The organism is Streptomyces sp. NPDC005263, from assembly GCF_042872365.1.
Taxonomy (GTDB): Bacteria; Actinomycetota; Actinomycetes; order Streptomycetales; family Streptomycetaceae; genus Streptomyces.
On record NZ_JBIAKJ010000003.1, the window covers coordinates 560438 to 577922 of the forward strand.

A 17485-nucleotide genomic window follows, 5' to 3' on the forward strand; every position below is an offset into this window, starting at 1 on the left:
AGCTACGACGATCGTGACCACCAGCGGACCCTGCAACGCCCCCGACGTCGTGGACGTCGTCGCGCTCGGCGAGTCCATGGTGACCTTCCTGCCCTCCCGGCCGGGCCGTCTCGCCGATGTTCCCTCCTTCGACCGGGGGATCGGGGGCGCGGAGTCGAACCTGGCGTGCGTGCTGGCCGCCGCCGGACACGCGGTGAGGTGGGTCAGCCGGGTCGGGGCCGACGGGTTCGGCGACCACCTGGTCGAGACGATCGGGGGGTACGGCGTCGACGTCTCCTCGGTGGGGCGTGATCCGGTGCGGCCCACCGGCGTGTACTTCCGTACGGCCGGGGACCGGGCGACGGACGCGCACGAGGTGGCGTACTACCGGGCCGGGTCGGCCGCTTCGGCGATGGCGGTGGAGAACACCGACCTGGCAGCCGTGCGGGCGGCGCGCGTCCTGCACCTTTCGGGGATCACCGCGGCCCTGTCCGAGGACTGCCTCGACCTCCTGTGGGAGCTGACCGCCGCCCGCCCCGGCCGGCCGCTCGTCGCCTTCGACATCAACTTCCGCCCGGGACTGTGGCGGGACAGCGTCAGCCCGCTCATCCTGCTCGACCTGGCCCGGCGCGCCGACATCGTCTTCGTCGGGACCGACGAGGCGGAGGCGGCCTGGGCCGCCACGGGCGGGCCGCGGGCGATCCGGGAGCTGCTGCCGGAGCCGTCCGTGCTGGTGGTGAAGGAGGGAGCGCGCGGAGCGACGGCGTTCGCGAGGGAGCAACCGCACGACACGACCGGCCCCTCTCCGGTGCCGCCTGACGCCGGAGACTCCACCACGTTCGTCCCGGCCCCCCACGTCGACGTCGCCGCCGCGATCGGCGCGGGCGACGCCTTCGCCGCCGGCTTCCTCTCCGGCACCCTCCGCGGCCTCCCCCTGCGAGACCGCCTCCGGCACGGCCACCTCTGGGCCGCCGCCGCCCTCACCGCCCCCGGTGACCTCGCCCCGCCCCCCGCCCGCGACCACGCCGACCGACTGGTCGCCCTGGACGACGACGCGTGGGGGACACTTCGACTCGGCCCCGGCTGGACACAGGCCGCACAGCGGGCCGAGGAGGAGGTACGTACGCCATGAGCCAGACCGTCGACCGCGCGCTGAGCATCCTGCCGCTGCTCGCCGAGGGCCCCGCCGACCTGGGCCAGGTCGCCGAGCGTCTCGGCGTGCACAAGTCCACCGCGCTGCGTCTCCTGCGCACCCTGCACGAGCACGGCATGGTCTACCGCCAGTCCGACCAGCGCTACCGTCTCGGCGCCCGCCTCATCGCCCTCGCCCAGGAGGCGATGGAGAACCTCGACATCCGCGAGATCGCCCACCCCCACCTCGCGGGCCTCAACGAACAGTGCGGACACACCGTCCACCTGGCCGTCTACGAGGAGGACGAGGTCCTCTACATCGACAAGGTGGAGAGCCGCTACCCGGTGCGCATGTACTCGCGGATCGGCAAACCCGTCGCCATCACCGTCGCGGCCGTGGCGAAACTGCTCCTCGCCGACCTCCCGGAAACCGAGCGCCGCGCCATCGCGGAGAAGCTCGACTACCCCCTCTACACGTCCCGTTCGACACCCAACGCGGCCGCGTTCGTACGCGAGTTGGAGAAGGTGCGCGAACAGGGCTGGGCCACCGACCTCGGCGGCCACGAGGAGTCCATCAACTGCGTCGCGGCCCCCATCCGGGGCGCCGACGGCCGCGTGGTCGCCGCGATGTCGGTCTCCGCGCCGAACGTCGTCGTCACCGCCGACGAACTCCTCACCCTGCTCCCACTGGTGCGCCGTACCGCGGACGCCATCAGCGGCGAGTACTCCGGCAGGACCCCCGTCAAGGAAGTCACCTCATGACCGAGAAGAAGGCCGAGAAGGTCTCGCTCACCCCGAAGACCCACACCACCCCGCCCGCGAAGTTCTCCCACGGCGTGCGGAAGGGCAACATCCTCCAGGTCGCCGGTCAGGTCGGCTTCCTCCCCGCCGAGGAGGGCAAGCCGCCCACGCCGGCCGGCCCGACCCTGCGCGAGCAGACCCTGCAGACCCTCGCCAACGTCAAGGCGATCCTGGAGGAGGGCGGCGCGAGCTGGGACGACGTGATGATGATCCGCGTCTACCTGACGGACGTCGACCACTTCGCCGAGATGAACGGCATCTACAACACCTACTTCGAGGAGCAGGGCCTCACCGCGCCCCCGGCCGCCCGTACGACGGTCTACGTCGGCCTCCCCGCCGGGCTCCTCATCGAGATCGACGCGCTCGCCGTCCTGGGCTGAACCCGGCTGACGGCCACTCAACTCCCGCACCACGTACACGGCACGGCACCTCTCGGGGTGCCGTGCCGCGATCCCCCCTGCCCGAAAGCTCCGTGTACTCAACCAGAGGACCCCCATGTCCCTCCCGTTCGCGGCCGCCGCCCCCGAGGCCCCACCCCACACCGGCGGTCTGCTCCTCCTCCTCGACGGCACGGCCGGTCTCCTGACCGTCGCCGCCATCGGCATCGCGCTCCTGCTGTTCCTCATCATCAAGGCGAGACTCCAGCCGTTCGTCGCGCTGCTCGCGGTCTCCATAGCCGTCGGCCTGCTGGCCGGACTGTCGGTCACCGAACTCTTCGGCACCGTCCAGCGATCGGACGCGGTGTCCACCATCGAGTCCGGCATGGGCGGCATCCTCGGCCATGTCGCGATCATCATCGGCCTGGGCACCATGCTCGGCGCGATCCTCGAAGTCAGCGGCGGCGCCGAGGTGTTGGCGTCCCGGCTGCTGAACCTGTTCGGGGAGAAGCGCGCCCCGCTCGCGATGGGCATGACCGGCCTCATCTTCGGAATCCCGGTCTTCTTCGACGTCGGCATCTTCGTCCTCGCGCCGATCGTGTACGCCGCCGCCAAGCGCTCCGGCAAATCGATCCTGCTGTACTGCCTGCCGCTGCTCGCGGGTCTGTCGATGACCCACGCGTTCCTGCCGCCGCACCCCGGCCCGGTCGCGGCGGCCGGTCTGCTGCACGTGGACCTCGGCTGGGTCATCCTGATGGGCGTCATCTGTGGCATCCCGGCCGTGCTGGCCGCCTGGGCCTTCTCGGCGTGGATCGGCCGCCGCATCTTCGTCGCCGTACCGCAGGACATGGTGGAGGCGGCGGAGGAGGCCAAGCAGGCGGTGATCGACGAGCAGCGCGAGCAGGGCGTCGCACCGCGCGAGGAGCCGGTGCCGCTGGGCACGGTCCTCGGCATCATCGGCACGCCGCTGATCCTGATCCTCGCGGCCACCTTCTCCTCCATAGCCCTGGACCCCTCCACGGGCCGCTCGGTGATCGAGTTCTTCGGCCATCCCTTCGTCGCGCTGACGATCGCCCTGCTCCTCGCGTACTACCTGCTGGGCATCCGCCGCGGCTGGTCCCGCAAGTCCCTGGAGACCGTGTCCACGGCCTCGTTGAAGCCGGTCGGCAACATCCTGCTGGTGGTCGGCGCGGGCGGGATCTTCGGCGCGGTCCTCAAGGCCAGCGGCGTCGCCCAGGCGCTCTCCGACACCTTCAACGACGTCGGGCTGCCGGTGCTGGTGCTGGCGTACCTGATCTCGGTCGTCCTGCGGGTCGCGCAGGGCTCGGCGACGGTCGCGATCGTCACGACGGCGGGCATCGTGGCGCCGCTGCTGGCCGAGGGCCACCACTCCCAGGCCTTCGTCGCCCTCGTCATCATGGCCATCTCGGCCGGTTCCATCTTCGCCTCGCACGTCAACGACGGCGGCTTCTGGATGGTGGCGAAGTACTTCGGCATCAGCGAGCGGGACACGCTCAAGACGTGGACCGTGCTGGAGTCGGTGCTGTCGGTGGCCGGCTTCGTGGTGGCGGCGGTGCTCAGCGTGTTCGTGTAGGTGCCCGACAGCGAAGTGTTCGTGCAGGCGTCCGACAACGACGGGTTCGTGTAGGCGTCTGATAACGAAATCGGGGGCTGGCTGTGTCCGACACAGGATCGTCGACCATACTGCCCGCTGTGGAGCAGCGCATAGGTTCGAGCAGCCAGCCCCTGGAAGGCGCCGGATTCGACCCGGCTTTCATCCCCGGGCTCACCTCACCCGTGTCCGGCGAACCGGCGGACGCCAAGTCCAAGGAGCCGGAGGAGACGGCTTCGGACGAGGCCGGTTCCGAGTCCGAGGAGGTCGCGTCCAACGCCTCTGATCGCTCGGGTGCTCCGGAAGCCTCGGACGCCGCCGGTGACTCCGTGACGGAGCCCGACGCCGACGAGGTGCCCGACGGGCCGGTCTTCGAGGCGTCCGACCGCCGCGCGAAGATTGTCGCCGACCACAAGGGCGTACGACTCGCCCTGGACGACCAGCAGTGCGAGTTCCGCTGGGACGAGATCGGCGCCGTGGAGACGGAGTCCCCCCGCTTCGGCAAGCGGTTCACCATCACCGTGCACACCCCCGACCGCCGCTGGTACCCGATCGAGATCGAGGCCACGTCCAGGAGCCGTTTCACGGAGTGGGACGAGCAGTTGGACGCGGTTCTCGACGCGTACTTCGAGGACGGCGAGGAGGAGAGCGCGACCGAGGACGAGGCCGCCGGGAGCGCTGAGGCCACCGGGGCCACCGAGGTCGCCGACGCCACCGAGGTCGCCGAAGAAGAGGACGGCGGGCCGGAGGAGAAGGCCGAGGCCGGGAAGTCCAAGGCGGCGAAGCCCGAGGCGTGACGGCACCGGGGCCGGTCCCGACCTGGACCGACCCCGACTCCGCCCCCGTGTCTGTGTGCCAGTGCCACGGCACTAGCCGCAGTACTGCGCCTCCTTGCCGATGGACCGGTACATGCAGTCCGCGTTCTCCAACAGCTGCAGCACCGCGTCCCGGTTGCGCGCGGTCTCCCGCTCGATGACCTCGTCGGGCGGGTAGAAGCCGCCGCTGGAGCTGGACGACGGGTACATCTCGAAGGTGTAGCTGAAGATCTTGTGCGTCCCCCAGAGGTAGTCGTCGATCGACCCGTCCGTGATGTACAGGTCGCTCGACTGCTCCGGGGTGTAGCCGTTGCTCGCGGCCATCTTCCGGCCGATCGTGGCGAAGGCGTTCCGGTCGTCCGCCGTCATGCCGGTGGTCGTGTCCGCGGTGGTGTACCCGAAGGGCCACAGCACCAACTCGCTGTACGTGTGGAAGTCGATGCCCGCCGTGATCTGCTGCTTCCCGCCGACGACCCGGCTGCGCACGAAGTCGGCGACGACCTTGACCTCCGGCGCCGACTCGGCCGCCGAACCCCGGTACGTCTCGGACGAGGTCGACCCCGAGGAGCCGCCGCAGCAGCCCCAGCGGTAGTTCCAGTTGCGGTTGAGGTCCGTACCGACGTTCGAGGAACCGCTGTTGGGCTGCCGGTTCTTGCGCCATGAACGGTAGGAGCCGGTCGCGATGTCGTACTCGCCGCCGTCCGGGTTGAGGTCGGGCACGATCCAGATCTCACGGTTGTTCACCATGCTGGTGATCCGGGAGTCGGAGCCGTAACCGGCGCCCAGCTCACGGATCAGGTACAGCGCCATCTCCACCGTCAGGTGCTCACGGGCGTGCTGATGGTGCGTGAACAGCACCTCGGGTTCGGCCTCGTCCGTCCCCACGTTGTCGCTGATCTTGATGGCGACGATGTCCCGGCCCTGGTACGACTTCCCGATCACCCGCTTGCTCATGATGTTCGGATACGCCGCCAGCCGCGCGTCGATCTCCGTGTTCGTCTCGGCGTAGTTGTGGTAGCGCGAGTCGGCGGAGGGGAAGTCGAAGAGCCGTACGTCGTCCTCGCCGTTCGAACGGTCCGGAGCCGCGCCCGTCAGCGTGACGTCGTAGCCGAGTTGCCTCAACTTCTTGACCTGGTCCGCGCGGCCGGAGACGAACACCGAGTGGCCGTCGGCGTCGTCCACCGTGACCCCGGCCCGCTGGATCGCCGTGCGGGACGCGGAGTCGGAGCGCGTGTGCACCTCGTACTGGCGGATGTCGTCGGCGGTCGGGGCCGCCTTCTGGGCGCTGTCGGCGTTCGCGGTGAGCGGGGCGGCGAGGGCGAGCGCCGCGACGCACGCGAGGGCGGCGACGGCGGCGCGTCGTCCGCCGGTGCTTCGTCTGCCGGCGCGGGCGCCTGAGCCGCGTGTGCGAAGTCGCATGAAGTCTCCTAGTTTCTCCGGGAGTTCCGGGATCTCCGGAAGCGGGGAGTGGAGCGGGGGGTGGTTCAGCGACGTGCGGGTGGGTGCGGGTGCGGATGTGCCGCTCATCGTCTGCTTCTGGCATGAGCAGGTCAAGAGCGCGTGAAGCCGCGATGACGTGAACCGTGTGGCTGACCTACGGTTCCCTCACCGCACGCCCCCTTGTGTCCTCGTCCGCTTTACGCTTTCTTGATCCGCATGGCGGACATCACGGAGAACTCAGCGACAGGGACGGCGCCCACTTCAGCACCCCGGAAGTCCAGTTGGAAGTACATCGGCCCCGGCATCGTCGTCGCGGCGACCGGCGTCGGCGCCGGCGACCTCGTCGCCACGCTCATCGCGGGCAGCAACTTCGGCTACACCCTCCTGTGGGCGGCCGTCATCGGCTGCCTGGTCAAGATCTCCCTGGCCGAGGCGGCGGGCCGCTGGCACCTGTCCACCGGCCGCACCCTCTTCGACGGATGGGCGAGCCTGGGCCGTTGGACCACCTGGTTCTTCGTCGTCTACGTCGTGATCTGGGGCTTCGTCTACGGCGCGGCCGCGATGTCATCGAGCGCGCTGCCCCTGCAGGCCCTGTTCCCCGACGTGATGGGCCTCAAGTGGTGGGCCATCGCGAGCGGTCTGGTCGGCCTGGTCTTCGTCTGGTTCAACAAGTACGAGGTCTTCGAGAAGGTCATGACGGTCCTGGTGGGCGTCATGTTCGTCGTCACGGTCTACCTGGCGATCCGGGTCACCCCGAATCTGGGCGACGCCTTCGCCGGCCTGCTCCCGGTCCTCCCCGACGAGAAGGACTCGATCCTCAACACCCTCGGCCTGATCGGCGGCGTCGGCGGCACGATCACCCTCGCCGCGTACGGCTACTGGGTCAACGCGAAGGGCTGGACCGACACCGGCTGGATGAAGGTCATGCGCCTCGACAACCGGGTCGCGTACGCCACCACCGGCATCTTCGTCGTGGCGATGCTGTTCGTGGGCGCGGAACTGCTGCACTCCGCGAACGTGGCGATCGCCAGCGGCGACAAGGGCCTGATCCAGCTGAGCGACATCCTGGAGGACAAGTACGGCACGGCCACGGCCAAGTTCTTCCTGATCGGCTTCTTCGCCACGTCCTTCACCTCCCTGATCGGCGTCTGGCACGGCGTCAGCCTGATGTTCGCGGACTTCGTGGGGCGCTACCGGACGGGCGGGGCGGGCGACGCCGCCCAGGCCCCGTCGGGCGACGAGGTCGCGTCGGGCAAGGCGATCGCGTCGGGCGGCCGGGAGAAGTCCTGGCCCTTCCGCGCGTACCTGCTCTGGCTGACCTTCCCCCCGATCATCCTGCTCTTCCAGGGCCAGCCGTTCCGCCTGATCATCCTCTACGGCGTCCTGGGCGCGGCCTTCCTCCCCTTCCTGGCCGGCACGCTGATGTGGCTCCTGAACACCTCCCGCACGCCCCGCGAATGGCGCAACGGCCTGCTCAGCAACGCCATGCTGACGATCGCGGGCCTGCTGTTCCTGATCCTGTGCGTGAAGCAGATCTGGGACCAGCCGTGGGGGGAGTTCTTCTAGGGCCCCGCCAGGCATGACAGTGCCAATATCGAGATATCGTGGTGTATCGAACTACGAACTATCGGGCTATGGGACTGTCTGGGAGAAGGTGACGCGTGGCCACGTCGGCGGGATGGGACTCGGCTGATCTGATCGAGGTTTTCAAGGCCCTCGGCAACCCCGCCCGTTTGCAGATCATGCGGTGGCTGAAGGACCCCGACGCGTACTTCGGCGAGTACGAGCCGATCGCGGACCGTCGGTCGGTCGGCGTGTGCGTCACGCACATCCAGGCGAAGGCGGGACTCGCCCAGTCGACGGTCTCCAGCTACATGAGCACGCTCGAACGGGCGGGGCTGGTGCGCCCCACCCGGGTGGGCAAGTGGACCCACTACCGGCGCGACGAGGAGCGGCTGGCGCAGCTGGCACAAGTGATCGACACCACTCTTTAATTGACGTATCGCAATACGTCGATACGATCTCTTCATGTCGACCTTCGATGCAGCGCCCACCGCCCTGATCGTTCACGCTCACCCCGAGCCCCACTCCTTCAGCACCGCCCAGATGACCACCGCGGCGCAGGCCCTGCGTGAGGCCGGGTACCGAGTCGACGTCGTCGACCTCTACGCCGACGGATGGGCCCCGATCCTCGCCCGCGACGAATTCGCCCCGGTGGACGGCCCGTTCAAACCGCAGGCCGAACAGATGCGCGCGGTCAAGGACGGCACGCTCGACACGGCCGTCAGGAACCATCTCGACCGGCTGCTCGCCGCTGATCTGCTCGTCCTCTCGTTCCCGATGTGGTGGTTCTCGCTGCCCGCCGTCCTCAAGGGATGGGTGGACCGGGTCTTCGTGATGGGAGGCGTCTTCGGCGGGGACCACGGGCTCTTCGACGACGCGGCGCTCGCCGGGAAGCGAGCGATGCTGCTGTTCACGACCGGCGGACCGAGCGAGTCGTTCCAACCCGGCGGCGCCTTCGGACCGATGGACGACTTCCTCTTCCACATCCACCGCGGGATGCTGGAGTTCGTCGGCTTCCAGGTCCTCGACCCGGTGGTCACCTATGGACCGGCCCGCATGACCGACCAGGAACGAACAGCGGCGCTGGACGCGGTCGGAGAGTCCGTAGCGCGCATCACGGCGGAGATACTGGAAGCGACCGCCTGACGCCCGTCCGTCAAGCCCGTCCGTCAAGCCCGTGTGTCATGGCGACGCGGCGACCAGCGGAACGCCCCGTCGGAGCCGTCCCCCATGAGTACGCTGCGTCTCATGACGCCGGACGACCTGGGACGGATGCACGCCGCAATACAGCCGATCGCCGCGGCCAAGTTCAAGACCCAGGGAGCGTGGCAACGGATCGAGACCTGGTTTCGCCGGTACGCCCCGACCTCCGCCGCGCTGCTGCGCTCGCCCGCCACGGCCGACCAGATCACCGCCGTCGAAGACGCGATCGGGTACCCGTTCCCCCCTGCTCTGCTCGCGTGGTACCGCCTTCACGACGGCTCCGCCGGCGTCGACCCCGCGGACCCCGTGGGAAGTTACGGACACGTCGACTGGCTGCCTGCCGGCAAGGGCTGGCTGCCCCTCCAGTCCGTCCAGGCCCAGTACGAGCAGATGACTCAGCACTGGGAGCGCGAGCCGGGGCTGATCCCCTTCGCCTACACCGCGGGCGACGGCTGGCACGGCTACTACCTCGACGCGCGCAAGGACGAGCCGACCTACGGCCACGTCGGCACCTGGGCTGTCGACCAGGCGAGCGAACCCACCGGCTGGCCCCTCCCCGACTGGCTCGAGGAGATCGCGTCCGCCCTGGAGGAGCGACGCTGCCTGCGCCGCACGGACGGCACCGAGAACGAGTTCAGCCAGCCGGTCATCCACGAAGCCGGCCTGACGTGGATCGACCCACGGGACGGCTTCAAGGACGGCATGACGTATCTCCGGGACCTGTAGTCGACGCCGATGTGAGTGTCGGCCAGTTTGGCCGGACTCGAGGTCGAGAACGGCAGGCCGTGCTCGGCTGGCTTGGACTTGGCGATCTTCCTGATCTCCCGGCGTTCGGGGAGGGCGAAGGTCTTGGGCCGGTCGCCCTTGCACTTGGGGTAGAGCGAGTCGAAGTCGTCCGCGTTGGAGTTGTGGAGCACGTGCCCTTCTCAGCGGTGGCGCGGGCGAGGCAGCAAGGCGAACGCGCTCTCCGCAATCGAGGTCAGGCGGGCGGGACTGTGGCCGTACGCGCCGACGACATCGCTCCCGCGGATGATGGTCAGCAGAAGGTAGGCAAGGTCGTCGGGATCCGCGTCGGGGTCGATGTCGCCGTTGCGCTGCGCCGCTCGCACACAGTCGGCCACCGCCGTCGCGACCACGGAGAAGCAGTCGCTGGCCAGGCGTTTCACCTCGGCGTCGGAGGCGCCGATCTCCAGGGCCATCTTGGCGGCGAAGCAGGCCGCCCCCGCCCGGTCAGAGGCGGGCGGTACGTCGGCGGCGAGTGGCACCCCGTGGACGGCGCGGAGCAAGTACGCGTGCAGTCGTTCCAGGGCGCCCTCGTCCGGTCCGGCGAGCATCTTCCGCGGACCCTGCCCCAGCCGGGCGAAGTACACGCCCATCGCCTCCAGCAGCACGCCGTGCTTGCCGTCGAACGCGGCATAGAGGCTGCCGCGGCCCAGGCCGGTGGCGGCGCTGATGTCGTCGACGCTCGTGCCGTTGTAGCCCGAGGCGCGGAACTGCCGCTCGGCGGCATGGAGGACGTGGTCGCGGTCGAAGCTTCGTGGTCTCGCCATACACAGAAGGTAAAGCCGACCCGCCCTTCTTGACAACTCAGTACAGAACTATCTAGGTTTCGGACTGTTCAGTAAACAACCCTCCTGAGCTCACCGGACAGGGTGCGTGCACGCCTGGCGCGATGGAGAGCAACCCATGCCTTCGCACTCCTCCCTGGCGACGGCGAGCTTCATCGCCGGACTGGATCTGTACATCACGAACGTCGGGCTGTCCTCGACGCGGGGCACTTCCTGCACCTCGAACAGCCCAAGACGGTCGCCGACCACATCCCGGGCTTCCTGAACAGCTGCCCCCCTCCAACCACCCAGAACTCGAAAGGTCGACCGAACCATGACTGACAAGGAAAGGCAGGAGGCCAGGGCTGTGACGACTCCTCCTTACGCGAGCGACGCACTGGCCGAGGGGACCGTCGACGCGGTGGTGATCGGCGGGGGCGCCGCGGGGCTGAACGGCGCACTGATCCTCGCCCGCTCCCGCCGCTCGGTCGTCGTGATCGACAGCGGCTCCCCGCGCAACGCGCCCGCGGAGGCCGTGCACGGCCTCCTCGCCCTGGACGGCACCCCGCCGCCCGAGATCCTTCGACGGGGCCGGGAGCAGGTGCGCCAGTACGGCGGACGCGTCGTGTCCGGCGAGGTGGTCTCGGCCGAGTCCGCCGCCCCGTCGGCGGACGGGGACCTTCGGTTCACCGTCACCCTTGCCGACGGCCGCCGCATCACCGCCCGCCGCGTCCTGGTGGCCACCGGCCTCACGGATGTGCTGCCACAGGTGCCCGGGCTCGCCGAGCACTGGGGACACAGTGTGGTGCACTGCCCGTACTGCCACGGCTGGGAGGTGCGCGATGAGCCCATCGGCATCCTCGCCACCGGCCCGGCCTCCATCGGCCACGCGTATCTGTTCCGTCAACTGACCGAGGACCTGACCTACTTCACCCACGGCACCGACCTGGACGAGGACAGCCGCGCCCGCTTCGCCGCCCGCGGCATCCGCGTCATCGACACCCCGGTCACCGAGATCGTCAACGGCGAGGACGGTGCCCTCGCCGGGGTGCGCCTGGCCGACGGCCAGGTCGTGGCCCGCCGCGTCCTCGCGGTCGCCCCGCAGATGCAGGCCCGCACCCAGGGCCTGGAAGGTCTGGGCCTGCCGGTGCGGGACCTGCCGAACATGGGCCGCGGTTTCGCCTCCGGCATGGGCGGCACCACCGAGGTGCCGGGTGTGTGGGTGGCCGGCAACGTCACCGATCCGGTCGCCCAGGTCGGGGCCTCCGCAGCGGCCGGCGCACTGGCCGGCGCCGACATCAACAAAATGCTGGCCATCGCGGACACCGACGCGGCCCTCCAGGGGATCGCCGAGGCAAGCCCCAAAGCGGCCACCCGATGATCTCGAAGCCCTGAGATCTCAGCCCGTCACCCGGCGCGCCGTCGCCCGCTCGCCTCACGGGCAATCGAGTGATTCCGCTCGTCCGCCCCGTCCCCCTCAGGAGCTACTGATGCCCTTCCTTGCGAACACCCCCGTGGAGAAAATGACCGGGCCTTACGCGCGGCGCTGGTGGGCGCTGCTCGTGCTGTGTCTGAGCCTGCTGATCACGGTGATGGCGAACACGTCGCTGATCGTCGCCGCCCCCGACATGACCACCGAGCTGGGCCTGAGCAGCAGTGATCTGCAGTGGGTCGTCGACGGCTACACCGTTCCGTACGCGGCGCTGATGCTGGTGCTGGGCTCGATCGGCGACAAGTACAGTCGCCGCGGCGCGCTGGTGCTGGGTCTGCTGATCTTCGCCGGCGGTTCGGTGATGGGGAGCATGGTCGACGAGACCTCGCTGGTCATCGTGGCCCGCGCGATCATGGGTTTCGGTGCCGCGGTCGTGATGCCGGCCACGCTGTCCCTGCTGGTCGCGACCTTCCCCCGGAGCGAGCGGGGCAAGGCCATCACCGCCTGGGCCGCGACCTCCGGGGTGGCGGTGGCCGTCGGCCCGCTGGTCTCCGGCTGGCTGCTTGAGGACCACGCCTGGGGCTCGACCTTCCTGATCAACGTGCCGATCGCCGTCGTCGCCGTGTTCGCCGCGCTCGCCCTGGTACCGCCGTCCAAGGCGGAGGGCATGGGCCGGATCGACTACGTCGGTGGTCTGCTGTCGATCGTCTCCGTCGGCTCCCTGATCTACGCCGCCATCGAGGGCCCGCACTTCGGCTGGGGCGCCGGCCCCGTCACCGCCGCCGTGGTCGCCGGTGCCGGTCTGGTCGCCTTCGTCGCCTGGGAACTGCGGCACCCGCACCCGATGCTGAACGTCCGAAAGTTCGCGCTGCGGCCCTTCACCGGCTCGATGCTCGCGGTGCTGTTCTTCTTCTTCGGTATGTTCGCCGTGCTCTACTACTCGACGCAGTTCCTGCAGTTCGTCCTCGGCTACGACGCCCTGGACACGGGCCTACGGCTGCTGCCGCTGGGCGGTGCGGTGTTCCTCGGGTCCGCGGTGACCGGGGCGCTCACCCCGAAGCTGGGGGTGAAGGCGATGGTCGTGACCGGCATGACCGTCGGCACGGCGGGCATGTTCCTGCTCACCCAGATCGACAAGGGGTCGACGTACGGGGACTTCCTGGCGCCGCTGATGATGCTGGGCCTCGCGCTCGGACTGAGCATCTCCCCGGCGACCGACACGATCATGGGCTCCTTCCCCGAGTCCGAGCTGGGCGTCGGCGGCGGTGTCAACGACACCGCGCTCGAGCTGGGCGGGGCGCTGGGCATCGCGGTGCTGGGCTCGCTGCTTGGCACGGCCTACCGGGACGAGCTGACCGACCTGGTGGGCAACCGGCTCCCGGCGGAGGCGATGGAGACCGCCAAGGACTCGGTCGGCGCCGGCCTGGCCGTCGCGGAGCGGGTCGCGCAGGATCCCTCCGCCGGGCCCCAGCAGGCTCAGGCCGCCGTGGACGCCGTCCACCAGGCCTTCGCCCACGGCGTCGCCCAGGCCAGCCTCATCGGCGGGATCATCATGGCCGCCGGAACACTGATCGTCCTCGCGGTCATGCCGGGCCGGCGCGGGTTCGCGAGGAAGAGCGCCGAGCCGGGGGCCGGGACGGCGGCGAGCGAGGCGACGACTGTGGGGGAGCACACCGGGTCCACAGGTGGGTGAAGAACGACCGGCTCAACGCAGTCGGCTACCTCTGGGCCTTCGCCTCCATCACCGCCTCCCCCGGCGCCAAGGCCCACTACCGGCGACGCCGCGACGACCACGGAGACTGGCACGCCGCCGCCCAGCGCAACCTGCGCCGGTTCCTGCCCGGAGCCTGCGGGTGGTCAGCCCAGTGTGTGGCGTGTGTGGCGTGCGGGCCGCCCGGCTGTGGCGTACCAGACCAGGGCCGCACATGTGAAGGCCGTCGCCGCGGAGACCAGTGACCTGGTGAGGGTGTCGTTGCGTGCGCCGGAAACGAGGGCGACGGCCAGTGCCAGCGTCAGGGTGATGACGGGCAGCGCACGGGGGCTCCGCGTGGCGCCTGGCGCGGCGGATGCCGGCAGCAGCCAGGTGGCGAGGCCGTAACAGGCACAGGCCAACAGTGTGGCTCCCAGCACTTCGCTGGGCCGGTGGCCGCCCATGGTCGCGCTGGCGGCGGCGATGCAGGCGAGCCACAGCACACCGACCGTGGCGACGTAGGGGCGGATGCGGGGGGAGACCACGAGGACGGCGGCGAGGGTCAGCGCGGCGGGGATGGCGGTGTGCCCGCTGGGGAAACCCTGGTCGAGAAGATTCTCGGGGGCGCCCACCAGATCGGGGCGGGGCAGGGTCGATTTGAGCAGGTCGTTGCCTCCGGTCGCGAGGATGACGACGCCGAGCGCCGCGCACCCCGGCCACCAGCACCGCCGGACCAGGGTGAGGAGCACGATGACGGCCAGGCCGACCATCAGGGTGGGCTTGGCACTCAATTCCAGCGGCGGCAGGGGCGTCGAGCCGTAGGCCTTTCCTGACAGGGGGTAGAGCCATGCTTCTTCGCCGCCCTGTTTACCGAGAGAGAACCAGGTGTTCTCGGCTCGTTGCCCCCACGGGGTGCAGATGGCGAGCAGGTAGACCGTCAGAAACCCCAGGGTGTACAGCAGGGCCGGCATCCACGGCCGTGTCGTACGCGACGGGCTGGGGTCGTCGGAGGCCTCGGGGGCCTGCCTTGAGACTCCCGGACGGTGCGCGGGCAGGGACGGAGAATCGTGCTGAGTCATCGCTCTGTTTCTTCCGTTGGGAGGAGTTCGGTCACGCACGTCTTGCGGCACGACGCGGGCCGCCGGGCTCGGTCGGCCCACCGGAGGTCCGCTCCTAGTCGGCGAGTGCCTGCCCCTGTCGGCGCTGGGCGGTGATCGCCAGGACCGGGAGGGGGGCGATCAGGAGGATGAGGACGACCAGGTCCGGCAGGGACTGCATGAACCCCTGCGGCTTGATCACGATCGCCTGCGTGCGGATGAATGCGACCGCCGCGACGGGGATCAGCCACCGGTAGTCCCCGGTGGAGGTCGTCGCCACCCACGCGGCGAACAGCGCGGCGACTTCGAGGGCGAACAGACCGCGTTGGAAGGTCGGACTGACGGAGATGATGTGCAGGCCCCCGGCCACGTACATGGCGAACACGACGGGGACCAGCCAGCGGTACGAGCGGCGCCGCAGTCGGCTGGGACGGCAGGCCGTCAGCACGGCGCACGCGGCGCACAGTGTCCCCGAGAGCACCAGGTCACGGGCCGTTATCGGGGCGCCAAGACCGTAGTAGCTCAGGCCCGCCTTGCCCTCGTTGCCGAAGAGGGTGCGGCCGTGGGACGTGGCGCCGGCCCAGATCATGGCTGCCGCGGCCGGCAGTGCGATCCACGGTCTGCCACGCAGCAGAGCGATCAGGCAGCCCAGCGGGAGCAGCCCGTAGGGCAGCAGCCGTATCCGCGTGGGACCTTCGGCCCACGGGTACCAGCCGGAGAAGTGGAAGGCGATGGCGTGCTGTCCGGGGTCGATGCGCAGTGCCCAGTGCCACACGTCCTGCAGGTACGGAACCAGCGCCAGCGCGGCGAGGGCCAGAGCGGCCAGATGGATGCCGTCCAGCCACCACGGCCGGGCCGTGTCGTCGACGACGGCACGGGCACGGGCCTGCACCCCGGCACGCGCCAGAGCGGCAACTTCCCGCGGCGGGGGCCAGGAGCGGCCGGGATACGCCTCGGCCAGGCAGGCCAGTAACTCCTCTCCATACCGGGAACGGTGGGGCTCGGGATAGGCCGCAAGCAGCAGACGGTTCATGCCGGGGCCGCTCCGGCATCCCGTGAGCGTCCGATGACGACGGCCGCCGCCTGCTGCATCCGCAGGGCCTCCCGGCTGAGCATCGCGGTGCCGTCCTCGGTGAGCTTGTAGTAGCGCCGCGCCCGCCCGTCCACGATCTCCTCATGGTCGGCGGCCACCAGTCCGGCCCGCTCCATCCGCTCCAGCGCGCCGTAGAGGGTGCCGACAGCGATCCGGAGCCGCCCGTCGGTGGCCTGCTCGGCCGCCTTGATGATGCCGTAACCGTGCAACGGCCCGTCCATGAGCGCGGCAAGGATGAAGTATTGCGGTTCCGTCAAGGACGGGTTCTGTCTTGTCACGCGTCGACTATATATCGAGCGACGAAATATATCCGTCAACTCTGGGCAGTCACCGGCGGCGCCTCCACGCCCGAGGCGAGAGTCACCCTCTCCTGGCCGGCGGGCGGGCGGGTGGTCTCCTCGAAGCACCTGCGTGGCGTCGGCGGATGCCCACCGCGACCTGTCCAGGGCCGAGCGGAATGTCATTCCCACCGTGTCCGCCGGACCCGTCTCGCCTCCGTTGAATCTTCCGCGGACCAGACCCTGTTCCCCCGGCCTGACTGGGAGATCAAGAAGATCGCCAGTCCAAGCCAGCCGTGCACGGCCTGGCGCTCTCGCCCTGGAGCCCAGCCAAGCCGGCCGACTTCCCGGTAGCCGAGGGGGCGGTCGACGACATCAGCCACGAGGGCCTTCGCGCCCTGGTCCGCCAGGAGGGCGTCTCGTTATCAAGGCGGGCAAGGTCGATCACCTGCTCTGATCGGCTCCGGCCTCGGCCCCGGCCCCACAGCCTGATAGGGCGCGTCTCGGGCCTATGGGGCGGGAGGAAATTCCCAAGTCTCTCCTGCCGGCTTGGGTGCGACCTTACGGTGATGGGGGGACACGTCCACGCCGTGGGAGGCCAACGTAGTGATCACGGGTTGCGTCATCGGAGAGAGTCTGCGGTCGGGTGCAGTGCTTGAGTTGACGGGACTGCGGGTGTGCCGAGTCACGCGGATGGACCTCTCTGACTCAGCGCGCGGGAGTCAGCCTCCTGTGTGGACGGTCCTGGAGTTCGAGAGCGACGCACAGGATGACGCCCCGCTGGCCCAGGCGTTGGCAGAAGGTCTGTCCCCTGAAGGCGGCTGGTACGCCGACTACCAGGCGGGGAAGGAACGAGTGGTCGTGTTCGCCGGCCGAGTCTTCCGCTATGCGGGAGCCAACGACCCTAGTCGCGCGGAAGCGGTCGCCTACGGGGTCAGCGTGGGCGTGCCGGAGCATCAGCTCGACTGGAAGGACTAGGTCTGTTCGGCGGATCACGCTCGAAGCCGTGGGCGGATCGCTGCGTTACGGCTCTTGTAGATCTCCCTGCCGAAGCCGGCAGGCGACTGCCCCTTGCTGCCCCGGCTCCGCCGGTAGTTCGGATCCAGGATGGTGTGCTTGATATGGCCAGGGTCGAGGTGACCCTTCAGGATCACCAAGAGCTCGACGTGACCGTTGTCGCCGTTGCCCCGGTGGGAGCGAAGGTCGAAGTCGACGGCGGCGGGGACGGATTCGTCGACCAGGTGAAACACCCGTCCTGGTGGGACGAGAACGCAGCCCCGCCTCAGAGAGGCGACCGGCTGCATGTCGTTGTGCTTGACGCCTGTCGGGAACCGCCTCGGCTCAGCGCGCTGCAGGGGGACATCGACGTAGCGCGGCGGCTGCGGAGCGATGACGTATGAGTTCGCCGTGAGTTGTGGGGGTGGCGC

General features: G+C 69.6%; 18 protein-coding genes and 2 pseudogenes. 14 read left to right on the forward strand and 6 right to left on the reverse strand.

Annotated elements, in window-relative coordinates; translation table 11 throughout:
* Window positions 1-13: 13 nt before the first annotated feature.
* From ACFYRY_RS16135 to ACFYRY_RS16155, 5 genes are all read left to right on the forward strand, one after another.
* Window positions 14-1111: a sugar kinase gene (locus tag ACFYRY_RS16135; RefSeq protein ID WP_389145020.1), complete on the forward strand. Its 1098-nt coding sequence runs from the start codon at window positions 14-16 to the stop codon at window positions 1109-1111.
* Window positions 1108-1872 (forward strand): IclR family transcriptional regulator, encoded by a 765-nt coding sequence (locus ACFYRY_RS16140; protein ID WP_389145023.1) that lies wholly within the window; start codon window positions 1108-1110, stop codon window positions 1870-1872. The genes ACFYRY_RS16135 and ACFYRY_RS16140 overlap by 4 nt, the downstream gene beginning before the upstream one ends.
* Window positions 1869-2291 carry a RidA family protein gene (locus tag ACFYRY_RS16145; protein ID WP_389145025.1) on the forward strand — a complete coding sequence of 141 codons (423 nt, stop codon included), beginning with the start codon at window positions 1869-1871 and terminating at the stop codon, window positions 2289-2291. The genes ACFYRY_RS16140 and ACFYRY_RS16145 overlap by 4 nt, the downstream gene beginning before the upstream one ends.
* A gap of 115 nt (window positions 2292-2406) precedes the next feature.
* On the forward strand, window positions 2407-3882 hold the full coding sequence (locus tag ACFYRY_RS16150) for a GntP family permease (protein WP_389145027.1): 1476 nt from the start codon (window positions 2407-2409) through the stop codon (window positions 3880-3882).
* 119 nt (window positions 3883-4001) lie between these two features.
* Complete coding sequence (locus ACFYRY_RS16155; protein WP_389145030.1) at window positions 4002-4697, forward strand: hypothetical protein; 696 nt, start codon at window positions 4002-4004, stop codon at window positions 4695-4697.
* A gap of 72 nt (window positions 4698-4769) precedes the next feature.
* Here ACFYRY_RS16155 and ACFYRY_RS16160 read toward each other — a convergent pair whose 3' ends face one another.
* Window positions 4770-6134 carry a M14 family metallopeptidase gene (locus ACFYRY_RS16160; protein ID WP_389145033.1) on the reverse strand — a complete coding sequence of 455 codons (1365 nt, stop codon included), beginning with the start codon at window positions 6132-6134 and terminating at the stop codon, window positions 4770-4772.
* A gap of 237 nt (window positions 6135-6371) precedes the next feature.
* Between ACFYRY_RS16160 and ACFYRY_RS16165 the strand changes: the two genes are divergently transcribed.
* From ACFYRY_RS16165 to ACFYRY_RS16180, 4 genes are all read left to right on the forward strand, one after another.
* A complete protein-coding gene (locus ACFYRY_RS16165; RefSeq protein WP_389145036.1) occupies window positions 6372-7721 on the forward strand; it encodes an Nramp family divalent metal transporter in 1350 nt (449 codons plus the stop codon).
* Between the two features lie 95 nt (window positions 7722-7816).
* On the forward strand, window positions 7817-8149 hold the full coding sequence (locus ACFYRY_RS16170) for an ArsR/SmtB family transcription factor (RefSeq protein WP_389145039.1): 333 nt from the start codon (window positions 7817-7819) through the stop codon (window positions 8147-8149).
* Window positions 8150-8183: 34 nt separating this feature from the next.
* Window positions 8184-8864 (forward strand): NAD(P)H-dependent oxidoreductase, encoded by a 681-nt coding sequence (locus ACFYRY_RS16175; RefSeq protein WP_389145042.1) that lies wholly within the window; start codon window positions 8184-8186, stop codon window positions 8862-8864.
* 84 nt (window positions 8865-8948) lie between these two features.
* Window positions 8949-9647 carry an SMI1/KNR4 family protein gene (locus ACFYRY_RS16180; protein ID WP_389145045.1) on the forward strand — a complete coding sequence of 233 codons (699 nt, stop codon included), beginning with the start codon at window positions 8949-8951 and terminating at the stop codon, window positions 9645-9647.
* Between the two features lie 17 nt (window positions 9648-9664).
* Here the strand turns inward: ACFYRY_RS16180 and ACFYRY_RS16185 are convergent.
* Together ACFYRY_RS16185 and ACFYRY_RS16190 are read right to left on the reverse strand one after the other, a co-directional pair.
* A pseudogene (locus tag ACFYRY_RS16185) lies at window positions 9665-9838 on the reverse strand (IS630 family transposase); the annotation flags it as partial.
* A gap of 9 nt (window positions 9839-9847) precedes the next feature.
* On the reverse strand, window positions 9848-10471 hold the full coding sequence (locus ACFYRY_RS16190) for a TetR/AcrR family transcriptional regulator (protein WP_389145048.1): 624 nt from the start codon (window positions 10469-10471) through the stop codon (window positions 9848-9850).
* Window positions 10472-10802: 331 nt separating this feature from the next.
* On the opposite strand from ACFYRY_RS16190, the gene ACFYRY_RS16195 reads away from it, so the two are divergent.
* The 3 genes and pseudogenes from ACFYRY_RS16195 to ACFYRY_RS16205 form a co-directional block, all read left to right on the forward strand.
* Window positions 10803-11849, forward strand: coding sequence for an NAD(P)/FAD-dependent oxidoreductase (locus ACFYRY_RS16195; RefSeq protein ID WP_389145050.1), 1047 nt, complete (start codon window positions 10803-10805; stop codon window positions 11847-11849).
* 109 nt (window positions 11850-11958) lie between these two features.
* On the forward strand, window positions 11959-13593 hold the full coding sequence (locus ACFYRY_RS16200; protein WP_389145053.1) for an MFS transporter: 1635 nt from the start codon (window positions 11959-11961) through the stop codon (window positions 13591-13593).
* Window positions 13584-13856, forward strand: a pseudogene (locus ACFYRY_RS16205) (hypothetical protein); the annotation flags it as partial. The gene ACFYRY_RS16200 and the pseudogene ACFYRY_RS16205, both read left to right, overlap by 10 nt.
* Here ACFYRY_RS16205 and ACFYRY_RS16210 read toward each other — a convergent pair.
* The 3 genes from ACFYRY_RS16210 to ACFYRY_RS16220 form a co-directional block, all read right to left on the reverse strand.
* Entirely contained in the window at window positions 13758-14669 is a 912-nt protein-coding gene (locus ACFYRY_RS16210) for a phosphatase PAP2 family protein (protein WP_389145056.1), read from the reverse strand. The pseudogene ACFYRY_RS16205 and the gene ACFYRY_RS16210 overlap by 99 nt on opposite strands.
* Window positions 14670-14763: 94 nt before the next feature.
* On the reverse strand, window positions 14764-15720 hold the full coding sequence (locus ACFYRY_RS16215; RefSeq protein WP_389145059.1) for a hypothetical protein: 957 nt from the start codon (window positions 15718-15720) through the stop codon (window positions 14764-14766).
* Window positions 15717-16058: a PadR family transcriptional regulator gene (locus tag ACFYRY_RS16220; protein WP_137966835.1), complete on the reverse strand. Its 342-nt coding sequence runs from the start codon at window positions 16056-16058 to the stop codon at window positions 15717-15719. Before ACFYRY_RS16220 ends, ACFYRY_RS16215 begins: the two co-directional genes overlap by 4 nt.
* A 693-nt stretch (window positions 16059-16751) precedes the next feature.
* On the opposite strand from ACFYRY_RS16220, the gene ACFYRY_RS16225 reads away from it, so the two are divergent.
* The gene (locus tag ACFYRY_RS16225) at window positions 16752-17036 is read left to right on the forward strand and encodes a hypothetical protein (protein ID WP_389145062.1); all 285 of its coding nucleotides are present in this window, start codon (window positions 16752-16754) and stop codon (window positions 17034-17036) included.
* A 143-nt stretch (window positions 17037-17179) separates the two neighbouring features.
* Window positions 17180-17458 (forward strand): hypothetical protein, encoded by a 279-nt coding sequence (locus tag ACFYRY_RS16230; RefSeq protein WP_389145064.1) that lies wholly within the window; start codon window positions 17180-17182, stop codon window positions 17456-17458.
* The last annotated feature ends 27 nt before the right edge of the window (window positions 17459-17485 follow it).